Origin of the sequence: Gordonia rhizosphera NBRC 16068 (assembly GCF_000298195.1) — a bacterium.
Classification (GTDB): Bacteria; Actinomycetota; Actinomycetes; order Mycobacteriales; family Mycobacteriaceae; genus Gordonia; species Gordonia rhizosphera.
The window spans coordinates 1-14,420 of sequence record NZ_BAHC01000105.1 but is presented as its reverse complement, the minus strand read 5'-3'; the positions used below and the strand labels follow the sequence as shown (position 1 = coordinate 14,420).

The following is a 14,420-nucleotide window of genomic DNA, read 5'->3' as shown; positions in this document are numbered from 1 at the left end:
AGCCCGGGTCACCCAACGACCCGACGTCACCCAACGACTCGACGTCACACGACGACGCACCGCGCAGCCGACGCGAGCGTGTCCGAGCGGACCTGCGCAGCGCGGGCACGGGGTCGGGGACCCGGCAACGATTCCAGATCGGCAGTGGCCCGGGCACGGAGTCGACGTCGGAGCAGGTCCGGAACAAACTCAGCGAACGCTACGGCGGCTGAGGACGGCGGCCAGCCCCGCGGCCCCCACCGCCGTGGCCACCTGGATGCGTCGTGACAGTGCGACGGCGGCGCGCAGGTCTGCGGTATCGGGCGCGGGTCCGTCACCCAATCGGGGGCGTTCTTCCACCCCGTGTGGGTATTCCGTGCGACCGCCCAGTGTGACGCCCAGCGCCCCGGCGAACGCGGCCTCCGCCACGCCCGCGTTGGGACTCGGATGACGTCGCGCATCGCGGCGCCAGGCCCGGACCGCGCCCGGGGCGTCGGGTCCGAGCACCACCGCGAGGACGCCGGTGATCCGGGCCGGCACGATGTTGGCGAGATCGTCGAGCCGGGCACTGGCCCACCCGAACCGGCCGTGTCGGTCGGTTCGGTAGCCGACCATCGCGTCGAGCGTGTTGACGGTGCGGTACACGACCAGACCGGGCACACCGGCGACGGCCCCCCACACCAGCGGGGCCACCGCGGCATCGGAGGTGTTCTCGGCGATCGATTCCAGCGCGGCCCGCGCGATCCCCGCGCCGTCCAGCACACTCGGATCCCGGCCGCACAGGCTGGGGAGGAGCGCACGCGCAGCGTCCAGATCGCCCGCGTCGAGGGCATCGGCCACCTCGTCACCGATCCGGGTGAGCGTGGTGCCCCCGAGCGCCGACCACGCGGTCGACGCCGTCACCGCCGCCCTCACCCATTCCGGGCGTGACCCGCCCACCAGCCGACCGGCACCCCAGGCCGAGCCCGCACACACCGTCGTGAACAGCAACCCCGCCGGCCGGGAATCCCGGTACATCGCGCGTTCGGCCACACCCGCGGCCCGACCGAGGGCCGCCACCGGGTGATACCGCGCGGGATCACCGAACACCCGATCGACGACGAACCCGGCGAGCAAACCCACCGCAATACCCCGACCGACACCTCGACCACCCGACACCGGGTGATCGTATCGGCCCGCGCGCGGCTCGCCGTAAACTCATCGGTCGTGGCCAGACCCGAGACCGAACCCACGGCCGGCACCTACCGGATCGACACGGGTGTCGCCGAACTCAGCCACGACACCATCGCCGGCGGCTGGATGCTGACCATCAACGGGGCCGAAAGCTCACACATCCACCCCGATCCGTCGGTCCTGGAGTTCGAATACATGCGGCAGATGGCGGCCCTGCTCGAGTACCTCCGCGACGACGACGGCCCGTGGCGGGTGCTGCACCTCGGCGCCGCCGCGTGTGCACTGCCGCGCTACCTCGCGCACCGGTATCCCTCCGCCCGCCAGGTCGCCGTCGAGATCGACGCCGAACTCGCGCGCCTGGCGCGAGAGTGGTTCGACCTTCCGCGGGCCCCCCTGCTGCGAATCCGGGTCGGCGACGCCCGTGAGGTCGTCACTGCGCTGACCGCGCAGACACGCGACGTGGTCATCCGCGACGCGTTCGTCGACGGCCGCACCCCTCGACACCTGATCACCCGGGAGTTCATCGAACAGGTCCAGCGGGTCCTCGCGCCGGACGGTCTCTACCTGGCCAACTGCGGCGACAACCGTGACCTGGTCCTCGCCCGCGGCGAGGTCGCCACGGTGGCGTCGGTGTTCGCCCACGTGGCGGTGATCGCCGACGCCGCAATGCTGAAGGGCCGGCGCACCGGCAACGTCGTGCTCGCGGCGAGCGACCGCCCGATCGAGGCCATACCGAAGCTGGTCCGGGCCCTGCTGAGCGATCCGCAGCCGGCTCAGATGCTCACCGATCGGCAGGCACGCGAGTTCGGATCCGCGGCCGTACGACACGACGCGGACGAGCGGTAGCTCCCCGCCCACTCGCTCCCGCTCCCCGACTGGGCTCCCGCTCACCGACTAGCCTCCCGCTCACCGGATTCGACTCGAATCGATGAGCGGGACCGAAATGGGTGAGCGGGAAGACTGACCGGGGGGCGCGGGGGGCGCGGGGGGCGCGGGGGTGGGGGTGGGGTGGGGGTATCGGCTCAGATCACGTAGTTCAGGTGGGCGACGATGGCATCGCCGATGGCCCGATCGCCCGCGATCTCGACGCGCCCCGGGTCGGCCGAGCGCCGCCCGCCGGCGAGCCGGGCCAGGTCGAGCGCGTCGAGGGTCAGGACGACGTCGGCGGACTCGTCCCCACCGGGCAGTTCGTCGACGGCCCTGGCCCGCTCGGCCACGACGATGCGCAACTCCCGCGGCACGAGTCCGCCGATGCGGATCAGGATCGCGGACCCCGACGGGGCCTGCGCACGTTTACCCACCACGAAGGGCAGCGACGCGGCGATCTCGTCGAGCGCCAACGCGGCCGGGCCGACCAGCGTCGGCGCCGATCCGTCGGTGGAGTCGCGGATGTCGATCTCGTGCATCCAGCAGTCGAAGATACGGACACGCATGAACCGTCCGTAGGTGTCGCGGCCGGCCGGTGTCATCGCCTCGGCGTCGAACTCCTCCTGGCTGATCGTCGACAGCGCCTCGGTCCGGACCGACACGACCTCGCGGTAGGCGGCCATCACGTCGGCCCGCGACGAACCGCGGAAATGGTCGAGCCACTTCTCGTTGAACTCCCCGATCGGGTTGCGGACGTGCTCGAGCGCCCCGAGATCTCGCTCGGCGGCCACGTCACGCCCGGCGAGCATGCTCTCGGTGCCGATGATGTGCGCGACGATATCGGCCACCGTCCAGCCGGGCAGGATCGACGGACCCGACCACTGGGCGTCAGACAGCCCCGACACCAGGGGGTCCATCACCGCCCACTGGGCGGTCAGCGCGTCGACGACGGGGCGGACGGGAAGCAGGGTCGGGGCCAAGACGTTTCTCCTTCATCAACGAACGGGATCGGTGCAACTCGACGGCGCGGCGACCAGGGAGCAGAACTCGGCGGGTCGTGTCGGCCGATAGGTCGTGGGGACGCCGTTGGCCGCGGTGATGCGGCGGTAGGCCGCCACCGCGTCCGTCGGTCGGCGCGTCAAGGTCGGATCGGACTCGACGTTCACCGTGTACAGACCGAATCTCGGTGTGTAGCTACCCCATTCATAGTTGTCGGTGAGACTCCAGTAGTTGTACCCGATGACGTCGACACCGTCACCCGTGGCACGCTGCAACCAGTAGACGAGATCGGTCAGGTGATCGGAGCGACGGTAGCCGTCAGGTCGGGGCGCGCCGTCGCGGGTCGGCATGCCCGACTCCACCACGTAGATCGGCGTGGCCGGATACCGCCGCGCGTAGTCGCGCAGTGCGTAGTACAGCCCGTCGGCAGCCACCGGAGCGAGCCACTGCTCGTCGATCGCGGCATGCCAGGCACCGGTGTCCGCCGGGGACACCGAGTAGTAATAGTCGACGCCGAGGTAGTCGAGCTTGTCGGCGACACGGTCGACGAACTGTGCGTCGATCACTGGTTCGACGGTCGGGATGTAGGCGCTGTTCGACGACACCATCGCGTCGGGGTCACGACGGTGGATGTGGTCGTAGATGCTGCGATGCACCGCCACCAACCGGTCGACCATCGCGGGCGCCGCCACCGCCGGTAGCGCACCGGTCGCGACCTCTTGGACGACGTAGTAGGCCGGCTCGTTGATCGTGATCCACAGCGGGTCGAAGCGAGCGTAGCGGTCGACGATGCGCCGCGCGTTCCGCAGCCACAGCCCGGGAGTCGCCGGGTCGGCCCATCCCCCGCGGTCGGCCACCCAGCCCGGATAAACCCAGTGGTCGAGGGTGATCATCGGACGCATCCCGGCGGCCACGATCGCCGCGATCATCGCGTCGTAGTAGGCCAGTTCACGCCGATCCACCACCCCCGGGCGGGGTTCGACCCGCGCCCACTCGATGCTGACGCGATACACCCGGGCGCCGAGCTCCGCGGCGAGCGCGATGTCGGAGCGGTAGCGATGCCGGAAGTCCACCGAGGTTCCGATCCGGTCGGGGCTGGCCCCGGAGAGCACATGCCGGCGCCAGTTGCTGTCGGGAGTGTCCCCTTCGCTCTGGAACCCCGACGACGCGACACCCCATAGGAATCCCGCCGGCAGCACGGCAACCCCGGGTGACCTGCCGGCGGGGACCGCATCGGCCGGCACGGACGCGACGAGACCGGCGAGCATCACCACGGCGGTGGCGACGAGAGACCGGAACAACGGCACGGGCACAGCATCGCAGACGTCGACGACATCGGAGTCCGATTCCGATTCCGATTCCGATTCCGGGTGGCCGGTCCCCCGCGCGGGCCCGAGTGCGTGGCATTACCCTGATGCCGGTGTCGAACGGCCGTCGCCTCCCGTCCTCGTACCCGGTCGTATTCCGGTACGTGATCGTCGTCCTCGTCGCTGTCGTCGGCATCGTCGCCGGGACCGTTCCTCGGGCGGCCGCGTCGACAGGCGACGGCCCGTCCCACCCCGCCGCAGCGTGCTCGACGCCGACGATGCGACCCGGCACGACCGCCGTCCGGTCGGTCGAGGTGCGCGGTGTCACCCGCACCTATCGCGTCCACGTCCCGGCCGGCCCGCCCACGACCGGACGCCTTCCGCTGGTCATCGCCTACCACGGCCACACGGAGCGCAGCTCCACGTTCGAGCGTTACACCGGGTTGTCCGGACTCCCCGCCGTCGTCGTCTATCCCGACGCCCTGCTCGGCACCGACGGCAGGACCGCATGGCAGGGCGCGCCGTATTCGCCGCGACGGGTCGACGATCTGGCGTTCACCCGAGCGATCCTGGCGTCGGTCCGTGCCGAGGCCTGCGTCGACCCCACCCGCACGTATGCCATCGGCCGGTCCAACGGCGGCAGCCTCGTGGCGATGCTGGCCTGCACGATGCCGTGGGAGTTCACGGCGTTCGCCACGGTGGACGCCGCCGTCTACGAGCAGTCGGTCGCGGGATGCCGGGGTGGGCCGGCCATCTCCCTCATCGACTTCCACGGCACCGCCGACCGCGTCATCCGCTACGGCGGCGGACGACGATTCGGCGAACGCTACCTGTCGGTGTCCTCGTGGCTGCAGCGGTGGGTGGGCCGTGCCCGGTGCATGCCGGCACCCGTGACGCTGCCGGTCAATCCCGTCGTGCAGCGTCTCGCGTGGCTGCAGTGCGCGGCGGGGCGCGAGATCACGCACTACCGCATCGACGGTGGCGCCCACCGCTGGCCCGGGTCGGCGGGAAATCCGGCGGGCGGTGGGAACAGCGACACCATCTCCGCGACCAGGCTCATCTGGATGTTCTTCAGTACGCACCCGGTGGCCGGTTCGTCGTAGCCGTCGACGGCGAGGAGGCATTGCGCCGATCGAGGTCACATATTGTCCGCAAAACGCGGATGATGGCAGACATGCTGGAAACGTCCGCGCGGCTGCTGGCGCTCCTGACCCTGTTGCAGGCGCGGCGGGAATGGTCGGGCGCCGAGCTCGCCGAACGGCTCGACGTGACGACCCGCACGGTGCGGCGCGATGTCGACAAGCTCCGCGAACTCGGCTATCCGGTCGACGCCACCGCCGGTGTGGGTGGCGGCTACCGGCTCGGTGCCGGCGCCGAAATGCCTCCCCTGCTGCTCGACGACCACGAGGTCCTCGCGGTCGCGTTGGGACTCAACGAGATCACCACCGGGTCCGTGGCCGACATGGCGGAGGCATCGGCGGGCGCCCTGACCAAGCTACGGCAGGTGATGCCGTCCCGGCTGCGGCATCGTCTGGACGCCCTCACTGTGGAGGCGGTGCCCCGCGAGTCGCGGACAACGGTGTCGGGTGCGGTGCTGACCGAGATCGCCACCGCCTGCCATCGCGCCGAACGGCTGCGCTTCGACTACCGACGCGGCGACGGAGTCGCGGGCCGGCGGGAGGTCGAACCGTATCGGCTCGTCCGCAGCGGCCTGCGCTGGTACCTCGTCGGTTGGGACATCGACCGCGCCGACTGGCGGTCGTTTCGGGTCGACCGGATGGCACCGAGGATTCCGACGGGTCCCCGCTTCACGCCGCGCACACTGCCCGAGGGCGGCGCCACCGGGTTCCTGACCCGTAGCCTGGGCGCCGTGTATCGCAAGGCGTCGGCGCGGGTGCGCATCCATGCGCCGATCGACGTGGTCGCGGGCATGGTCGACGACGCGTGGGGCACCGTCGAGGCCGGCGACGAACACAGCTGCGAACTCACCCTGTTCTCCACGTCGCTGGTGAGCATCGCCCGTTGGCTCCGAGCCTTCGACGCCGATTTCACCGTCCTCGAGCCACCCGAACTCGTCGATGACTGCCGGGCGCTGGCCCGACACCACGACGAGCTGGCAGCGCGTTACCGGCGGGCCGTCGGTGACCCCGACACCCTCACCGTCACGGAGCGGCCGTGAAGAACCCACCCACCGATCTGGTGTCCCGCACGGTCCTGCGGCTCCGCGAGGCCGGAGCGGTCTTCGCCGAGGACGAGGCCGATCTGCTGATCGGCCAGGCCGACGACGAGCCCGCCCTGGCCGTACTACTCGACCGCCGGGTCGCCGGAGTCCCCCTTGAGGTGGTTCTCGGCTGGACCTGGTTCTACGGGCTGCGCATCGAGGTCGATCCGGGAGTGTTCGTGCCCCGACAACGCACCGCGTTCCTTGTGGCACAAGCTGTTTCGATACTAAACCCAGGGGCCGTCGTGATCGATGTGTGCTGTGGGTCCGGCGCCATCGGGCGTGCGATCGCGGCGGCGGTTCACGACATCGACCTCCACGCCACCGATATCGACAGGGTCGCCGTGGGATGTGCCGCTCGCAACCTGGCGGCCGTCGGTGGCCATACGTATTGCGGTGATCTGCTCGACGCACTCCCTGTCCGGCTGCGCGGGCGCGCCGACGTGGTCGTCGTCAACGCACCGTACGTGCCGACCGACGAGATCGCGATGATGCCGCCGGAGGCCCGCGACCACGAACCCCACCACACCCTCGACGGCGGACCCGATGGCCTGGACGTGCATCGTCGGGTGGCGGCCGTCGTCGGAGAATGGCTCCGCCCCGGCGGTCATGTGCTGATCGAGACCGGTGACCACCAGGCCGAGTTGACGGCCGAGGCGCTGCGACGCGGAGGTCTCGACGCGACCGTCGCGCGGTCGGAGGAGATGTGGGCGACCGTGGCGATCGGACGGAAAGGGCTGACCGGATAGTGACCGGCATCGATGATCCGCTCTTCGAGCGGGGCCACAACTGCTACGACATCGGGCATGCGGATCGACTTGCCTGCATCGTGGATGCAAGCGACTACTTCCGCCTGGCGAAGACCGCGATGCTGCGCGCACAACGACGGATCATGTTGATCGGGTGGGATTTCGACACCCGCATCCGATTGGAGCCCGAGGATGCGACTCTCGAAGGCCCCAACGAACTCGGCGCATTCCTCAACTGGCTCCCGGAGCATCAGCCCGGGCTCGAGGTGTATCTGCTCAAGTGGAGCGTCGGCGCTTTCACCGCGATCAGCCGCGGCATGGCGCCGGTGTTCATCACCAACCTGATCACGCGCAGCAACGTCCATCTCGAGATCGACACGCATCACCCGCTGCACGCGGCGCACCACCAGAAGATCGTGGTGATCGACGATCGACTCGCCTTCTGCGGCGGGATCGACATGACCGTCGATCGCTGGGACACCTCCGCGCATGGCGACGACGACGAACGCCGGACCACCCCCACCGGCAAGCGATACGGACCGTGGCACGACGCCACGACCGCCGTCGACGGGGACGCCGCACGCATCGTCGGCAGGGTCGCCCGGGAGCGATGGCAGGCCGCGACCGGGCAGGACCTGGCCGAGGTGATCGAGGTCGACGACGACCGCTGGCCCGCCGCCCTCGAACCGACCATGCGAGATGTCGACGTGGCGGTGGCGCGCACCCTGCCCGAACTGCCCGACCGAGCCGAGGTCCGCGAGATCGAGCAGCTGTATCTGACCGCGATCCGCGCGGCCCGGCACAGCCTGTACATCGAAAGCCAGTACCTCGCCGCCCGGACCCTCGTCGACGCCATGGCCCAGCGGCTCCGCGAACCCGACGGACCCGAGATCGTCGTCGTGCTGCCCCGCCACGCCGAAGGCTGGCTCGAGCAGAAGGCCATGGACGGGGCCCGCCGCCGACTGTTGCACAAACTCTGGGAAGCGGACTCGCACAACCGCTTCCGCGCCTACCATCCGGTGACGGCGCGACGTGCCGACATCTACGTGCACGCCAAGGTCCTCGTCGCCGACGACACACTCCTGCGGGTCGGCTCGTCGAATCTCAACAACCGCTCCCTCGGCCTCGACAGCGAGTGCGACCTCGCGGTCGAAGTGACCGCCGACGATCCATTGGGCGACCAGCACCGACGCGACATCACCGGCGTCCGGGACCGGCTGCTCGCCGAACACCTCGCCGTGCCGATCGACCAGTTGCGCGACGAGATCGACGAACGGGGTTCGCTGGTGGCGACGATCGACGCCCTGTCCGGGCACGGCAAGACGCTGGTCGCGTTCGACGCCTCGACGGTCTCCGACGAGGACAGCGCGCTTGCAGAGAACGACCTCGTCGACCCGGAGAGCGCCCGGGGCAATCCGATCCTCACCCGGTCGATCCGGTATCTGGCGGGGCGTCCGCTGTCACGGCTCGGAAAGCGTTGAGGTTCCGCGGGAGTCAGGAGTGGCCGGTCGGTCCATCGCTGATCTCGATCCGGCGGGAGACCCGCAGGATGTCGCAGTGCGCGCAAAGGGATTCGAACCCCTGACCGCTGGTGTGTAAGACCAGAGCTCTACCGCTGAGCTATACGCGCGGATGGCGGCACGGAAGGCATTCACCCGCCGACGCCAATTCATGAATCTAACCGTTGACCCCGCAACACCCCAAACGGGGTGGTCCCTTCACGACGCCCGCGAGCTCGCTCCCGGGGTCCGGAGGATCACCGGGACGCGAGCAACACCTTGTCCCAGAGCACCGAATCGCGCGCCTCGCCCGGTCCGAGCATGTCGGAGAAGGTGATCATCCCGTCGCGGTCGACCAGGAAGGTCGCCCGGTTGGCGTACCCGCTCTTCTCATTGAAGACACCGTAGGCGCGGGCCACCTCGCCGTGCGGCCAGAAGTCGGCGAGGATGGGGAACAGGAATCCCTGCGCCGACGACCACACCTTGTGCGTCGGCGACGGCCCCACCGAGATCGCGACGGTCCGCAGATCGTCGCGCACGAACTCGGGCTGGTGGTCCCGGATGTAGCCGAGTTCGCCCTGACACGTCCCGGTGAAGGCAAGCGGGAAGAACACCAGCATGACCTGCCCGTCGGCACGCAACTGTGCGAGGGACACCCGCTGGTTGTTCTGGTCACGCAGTTCGAAGTCGGGCGCGACGTCACCCACGGTCAGGGGCGCGGCCGGCCGATCGACTCGACCCTCGCTCATGTGCGCTTGCGGTTCTTGGGCTGAACCAGCCGGTACCCGGACCAGTCACCAAGATTCACCACAGTTGTCTGGGTGAGGCCCGCGGTGGGTGCGGATTCGGCGATCTCACTCGGGTCGACGTATCCGTCGGTCCCGGTCTTGGGTGCGAAGACCCAGACGTACCCGTCGTCGGCAAGCGGGGTGATGGCGTCCATCAAGGCGTCGACGAGGTCACCGTCGCCGTCCCGCCACCACAGCACGACCACGTCGATGACGTCGATGGCGTCTTCGTCGAGCATCTCGTCGCCGATGGCGTCCTCGATGTCCGCGCGCAGGTCATCATCGGTGTCCTCATCCCAACCGAGTTCCTGCACCACCATGCCCGACGTGAATCCGAGCTTGTGGGCGCTACTGCCCCCAGCGCCGCTGGACTCTGTGGCGGCAACCACCGCGTGAGACCTCCTAGAAATGCTAATTCGACTGTCAGCTTAGGGAACAGCCTAAATGGTCACAGTGCAACCCGAACAGAGGCAATTGTTCCCACTTCGTTCAAATCACGACGGCGCACGCCCTGACGGTGCCGGCGCCGCCGACGCGCCATCGGTGGGCGGCAACGGCAGATAGGTTGCGCAGCTGTCGAGCACGGCCTGCTTGTCCTGGGTCCACTGCGCCGACACCGGGTTGAGCCCGACGAGTTGCTGCCGGGCGATCGCCGTACCGAGCCGGCCGGTCGAATCCAGGAACCGGTTGGTGACCTCGGCGAGGTCGGTCGGTGTCGTCGAGGTGATCTCCTTGCGGATCAGATCCGCGCCGGCGATCAGACTCGCGCGCGCCGTGTCGTCGAGCCCGCCGAGCTTGTCGTAGGACTGGACCTCGTTGAGCTTGCGCACGAACTCGTTGTATCCGCGCACCATCACCACCATCGACGACATGGCGACCCGGCACAGCGCCGCGCCGTCGGATGCGACCTCCGCAGCCCGTGAAGCCGAGAGATCGGCCTGGTAGGCGGCCACCTCACCGGGCGCGGCGGTCCCGCGCCCGTCAACCGTCGTCGCGCACCCCGTCAATCCGACCGCGACGACGCACACACCGCCCAGGGCAGCGCTGAACCACGCCCGACCCGGACGAGACCCGGTGCTGTTCGGCTTCGCGTCCCTCATGCTCCCCCTGACCCGCGGGTAACAAACACCGAAACGCTACCGCAGGTCGCGGCCGGTGGCAGCAACCTTGACCACCCGGTGCCAAGTCAGGTCACATGGGGCACGATAAGAGGCGGGACGCCGAGGTCCTGACATCATTGGGACGGCGCCCGTGTCATCGCACGCCGGACACCACCGTGCACCGGCCGATCGAGGGAGTAGGCATAGCAGTGACCGAACAGGCAGAGCACACGACCGCCTCACAGGGCAACGGCGCAGGACCCGCGAGCGCCGCAACCGACGGTGAACGGCCCCGCGTCCGCGTCATCAGAGAGGGCGTGGCGTCATATCTGCCGGACATCGACCCCGACGAGACCTCCGAATGGCTCGAGTCCTTCGACGACTTGCTCGACCACGCAGGCCCCGCACGCGCTCGCTACCTGATGCTCCGTCTGCTCGAGCGCGCCGGCGAGAAGCACGTCTCCATTCCGTCGCTGACGTCCACCGACTACGTGAACACCATCACCACCGAGACCGAACCCTGGTTCCCGGGCGACGAAACGGTCGAACGGCGGTTCCGCCGAATCCTCCGCTGGAACGCAGCGATCATGGTGCACCGCGCTCAGCGCCCCGGGGTCGGAGTGGGCGGTCACATCTCCACGTACGCATCGTCGGCGACCCTGTACGAGGTCGGCTTCAATCACTTCTTCCGCGGCGCCGATCATCCGGGCGGCGGCGACCAGGTCTTCTTCCAGGGTCACGCCGCCCCCGGCATCTACGCCCGTGCATTCCTCGAGGGCCGTATCGACGAGACCCGCATGGACGGGTTCCGCCAGGAACACAGCCACGCCGGGATGGGCGGTGGCCTGCCGTCCTATCCGCATCCGCGCCTGATGCCCGAGTTCTGGCAATTCCCGACCGTGTCGATGGGCCTCGGCCCCATGAACGCCATCTACCAGGCACGGTTCAACCACTATCTGCACGACCGCGGGATCAAGGACACCTCCGATCAGCACGTATGGGCGTTCCTCGGCGACGGTGAGATGGACGAGCCCGAATCGCGTGGCTTCGCCAGTTTCGCCGCCACCGAAGGTCTCGACAACCTGACCTTCGTCATCAACTGCAACCTGCAGCGGCTCGACGGCCCGGTGCGCGGCAACGGCAAGATCATCCAGGAACTCGAGTCGTTCTTCCGGGGCGCCGGCTGGAACGTCATCAAGGTGATCTGGGGCCGCGAGTGGGACAAACTGTTCTACGCCGACCACGACGGCGCGCTGGTCAACCTGATGAACACCACCCCCGACGGCGACTTCCAGACCTACCGGGCCAACGACGGCGCCTTCATCCGTGAGCATTTCTTCCATCGCGATCCGCGGACGAAGGAACTGGTGAAGGACATGTCCGATGCGGACATCTGGGAGCTGAAGCGCGGCGGCCACGACTACCGCAAGGTCTACGCCGCCTACGCAGCCGCAGTGGCGCACAAGGGGCAGCCGACGGTGGTGCTCGCGCACACGATCAAGGGCTATCTGTTGGGTAGTCATTTCGAGGGCCGTAACGCAACCCACCAGATGAAGAAGCTGACGCTCGATGACCTGAAGGCGTTCCGCGACAACAACCGCATCCCGATCAGCGATGCCCAGCTCGAGGAGAACCCGTACCTGCCGCCTTACTACAATCCCGGGCTCGATTCGCCCGAGGTCCAGTACATGGTGGACCGCCGTAAGGCGCTCGGCGGCTTCCTGCCGGCTCGACGCACCGAGTCCAAGGTACTCAAGCCCGACTTCTCCACCGCGCTCAGGACCACCGCGAAGGGCTCCGGCAAGCAGGAAGTCGCGACCACGATGGCGCTGGTCCGCATCTTCAAGGACCTGCTGCGCGACAAGGAGATCGGCAAGCGGATCGTCCCGATCATCCCGGACGAGGCCCGGACGTTCGGTATGGATTCGTGGTTCCCGACACTGAAGATCTACAACCGCAACGGTCAGTTGTACACAGCGGTCGACGCCGAACTGATGCTCGCCTACAAGGAGAGCGCCCAGGGGCAGATCCTGCACGAAGGGATCAATGAGGCCGGATCGGCGGCCTCATTCGCCGCCGTCGGCACCTCGTATTCGACCCAGGACGAGCCGATGATCCCGGTCTACATCTTCTACTCGATGTTCGGGTTCCAGCGCACGGGTGACAGTTTCTGGGCGGCCGCCGACCAGATGGCCCGCGGGTTCATCATCGGTGCCACCGCAGGCCGGACCACGCTGACCGGCGAGGGACTTCAGCACGCCGACGGTCACTCACCGTTACTGGCCGCGACCAACCCGGCCGTGGTCTCCTACGATCCCGCGTTCGCCTACGAGCTCGGCCACATCATCGCCGACGGCATCACGCGGATGTACGGGGAGAACCAGGAGAACATCTACTACTACGTCACGGTCTACAACGAGCCGATCAGTCAGCCCGCGCAGCCGGAGAACCTCGACATCGCCGGAGTTCTGAAGGGCATCTACCGTTTCCAGCAGGCACCGGACGGCAAGCAGTTCTACGCCAACATCCTGGTCTCCGGAGTCACAATGCCCGACGCTCTCCGGGCAGCCGAGATGCTGGCCGACGAGTGGAACGTGGGCGCCAACGTCTACTCGGTGACCTCGTGGAGCGAACTCGCTCGCGATGGCATCGAGTCCGACCGTCTGGCGGTCCGCGAACCCGACGTGGCCTACCCGCGTCCGTACGTGACCGAGGTCCTCTCTCAGACGATCGGGCCGTCGATCGCGGTGAGCGACTTCATGCGCGGGGTACAGGAGCAGATCCGTCCGTACGTGCCGGGTACCTACCTGACCCTCGGCACCGACGGCTTCGGATTCTCCGACACGCGGCCGGCCGCGCGTCGCTACTTCAACGTCGATGCCCAGTCGATCGTCGTCGCGGTGCTGGTCGGTCTGGCCCGGGACGGGAACATCCCCTTCACGGTCGCCCAACAGGCCGCCGACAAGTACCAGATCACCGACGTCTCGGCGGCTCCGGAACAGACGAGCGACCCGGGCGTCGCCTGACAACGGTGGGGCCCCCCGCGCGATGGTTCCGATCGTCGCGCGGGTGGCTCGGCCTACATTGGATGGGTGCCCGACGCCCCCGTGAACCAGGAACCACCACCCGCCGATGTGTTCGGGGAGCGCGGCGCGCACGTACCCGCGCCGGCGACCGTGCACGACGCGCTGCCCGACACCCTGCTCCGGCGGGTCAAGCAATATAGCGGACGACTCGCGACCGAGGCGGTCCACTCGATGCAGGATCAGCTGCCCTACTTCGGCGATCTCGATGCCGCCCAGCGGGCCAGCGTCCAGCTCGTGGTGCAGACCGCCGTGGTCAACTTCGTGGAGTGGATTCAGGATCCCGAGGGCAACGTCAAGTTCACGGTGCAGGCGTTCCAAGTCGTCCCGCAGGATCTCGCGCGGCGGATCACCTTGCTGCAGACCGTCGAAATGGTCCGTGTCGCAATGGAATTCTTCGAGAAGTGGCTGCCGCTGCTGGCCCGCAACGACGCCCAGCTGCGCGCGCTGACCGAATCGGTGCTGCGGTACGGTCGCGAGATCGGCTTCGCCGCGGCGTCGATCTACGCCTCGGCTGCGGAATCACGCGGAGCCTGGGATTCGCGTCTGGAAGCGCTCGTCGTCGATGCCGTGGTACGTGGCGACACCGGTCCGCAGCTGTTGTCGCGGGCTGCGGCACTGAACTGGGATTCCGACGCCCCGGCCACCGTCATCG

At 68.5% G+C, this 14,420-nt stretch carries 13 protein-coding genes, 1 tRNA gene and 1 pseudogene; 8 read left to right on the top strand and 7 right to left on the bottom strand.

From position 1 onward, the window contains the following. Window positions 1-212 (top strand): annotated as a pseudogene (locus GORHZ_RS31245) (SURF1 family cytochrome oxidase biogenesis protein); the annotation flags it as partial. Here the strand turns inward: GORHZ_RS31245 and GORHZ_RS12295 are convergent. Continuing rightward, window positions 190-1,137, bottom strand: a complete 948-nt coding sequence (locus GORHZ_RS12295) for a cobalamin biosynthesis protein (protein ID WP_040531599.1) — start codon at window positions 1,135-1,137, stop codon at window positions 190-192. The pseudogene GORHZ_RS31245 and the gene GORHZ_RS12295 overlap by 23 nt on opposite strands. 48 nt (window positions 1,138-1,185) lie before the next feature. Here GORHZ_RS12295 and GORHZ_RS12290 point away from each other — a divergent pair, with 48 nt between their 5' ends. After that, window positions 1,186-1,998, top strand: coding sequence for a spermidine synthase (locus GORHZ_RS12290; protein ID WP_040531614.1), 813 nt, complete (start codon window positions 1,186-1,188; stop codon window positions 1,996-1,998). Between the two features lie 176 nt (window positions 1,999-2,174). Here GORHZ_RS12290 and GORHZ_RS12285 read toward each other — a convergent pair whose 3' ends face one another. Next, complete coding sequence (locus tag GORHZ_RS12285) at window positions 2,175-2,999, bottom strand: maleylpyruvate isomerase family mycothiol-dependent enzyme (protein ID WP_006333376.1); 825 nt, start codon at window positions 2,997-2,999, stop codon at window positions 2,175-2,177. Window positions 3,000-3,014: 15 nt separating this feature from the next. Beyond that, on the bottom strand, window positions 3,015-4,331 hold the full coding sequence (locus GORHZ_RS12280; RefSeq protein WP_006333375.1) for a family 1 glycosylhydrolase: 1,317 nt from the start codon (window positions 4,329-4,331) through the stop codon (window positions 3,015-3,017). Window positions 4,332-4,438: 107 nt separating this feature from the next. Between GORHZ_RS12280 and GORHZ_RS12275 the strand changes: the two genes are divergently transcribed. From GORHZ_RS12275 to GORHZ_RS12260, 4 genes are all read left to right on the top strand, one after another. Further along, complete coding sequence (locus tag GORHZ_RS12275) at window positions 4,439-5,428, top strand: CE1 family esterase (protein ID WP_245551398.1); 990 nt, start codon at window positions 4,439-4,441, stop codon at window positions 5,426-5,428. A gap of 71 nt (window positions 5,429-5,499) precedes the next feature. After that, complete coding sequence (locus GORHZ_RS12270) at window positions 5,500-6,504, top strand: helix-turn-helix transcriptional regulator (RefSeq protein WP_006333373.1); 1,005 nt, start codon at window positions 5,500-5,502, stop codon at window positions 6,502-6,504. Beyond that, entirely contained in the window at window positions 6,501-7,295 is a 795-nt protein-coding gene (locus tag GORHZ_RS12265; protein WP_006333372.1) for a putative protein N(5)-glutamine methyltransferase, read from the top strand. The genes GORHZ_RS12270 and GORHZ_RS12265 overlap by 4 nt, the downstream gene beginning before the upstream one ends. After that, window positions 7,295-8,776, top strand: coding sequence for a phospholipase D-like domain-containing protein (locus GORHZ_RS12260; RefSeq protein WP_006333371.1), 1,482 nt, complete (start codon window positions 7,295-7,297; stop codon window positions 8,774-8,776). Before GORHZ_RS12265 ends, GORHZ_RS12260 begins: the two co-directional genes overlap by 1 nt. 77 nt (window positions 8,777-8,853) lie before the next feature. Here GORHZ_RS12260 and GORHZ_RS12255 read toward each other — a convergent pair. The 4 genes from GORHZ_RS12255 to GORHZ_RS12240 all read right to left on the bottom strand — a co-directional run bounded on the left by GORHZ_RS12255 (window position 8,854) and on the right by GORHZ_RS12240 (window position 10,682). Then, window positions 8,854-8,925: transfer RNA gene (locus GORHZ_RS12255), tRNA-Val, on the bottom strand. A 126-nt stretch (window positions 8,926-9,051) separates the two neighbouring features. Next, on the bottom strand, window positions 9,052-9,543 hold the full coding sequence (locus tag GORHZ_RS12250; protein ID WP_006333370.1) for a peroxiredoxin: 492 nt from the start codon (window positions 9,541-9,543) through the stop codon (window positions 9,052-9,054). Beyond that, window positions 9,540-9,971 (bottom strand): DUF3052 domain-containing protein, encoded by a 432-nt coding sequence (locus GORHZ_RS12245; RefSeq protein WP_006333369.1) that lies wholly within the window; start codon window positions 9,969-9,971, stop codon window positions 9,540-9,542. The genes GORHZ_RS12250 and GORHZ_RS12245 overlap by 4 nt, the downstream gene beginning before the upstream one ends. Before the next feature lie 105 nt (window positions 9,972-10,076). Next, complete coding sequence (locus GORHZ_RS12240) at window positions 10,077-10,682, bottom strand: Rv2240c family protein (protein ID WP_006333368.1); 606 nt, start codon at window positions 10,680-10,682, stop codon at window positions 10,077-10,079. A 209-nt stretch (window positions 10,683-10,891) separates the two neighbouring features. Between GORHZ_RS12240 and aceE the strand changes: the two genes are divergently transcribed. Both aceE and GORHZ_RS12230 read left to right on the top strand, forming a co-directional pair. Next, complete coding sequence (gene aceE, locus GORHZ_RS12235; protein WP_006333367.1) at window positions 10,892-13,708, top strand: pyruvate dehydrogenase (acetyl-transferring), homodimeric type; 2,817 nt, start codon at window positions 10,892-10,894, stop codon at window positions 13,706-13,708. 66 nt (window positions 13,709-13,774) lie between these two features. Then, window positions 13,775-14,420, top strand: a 646-nt coding sequence (locus GORHZ_RS12230; protein ID WP_006333365.1) for an RsbRD N-terminal domain-containing protein, incomplete at its 3' end; no start/stop codon positions are given.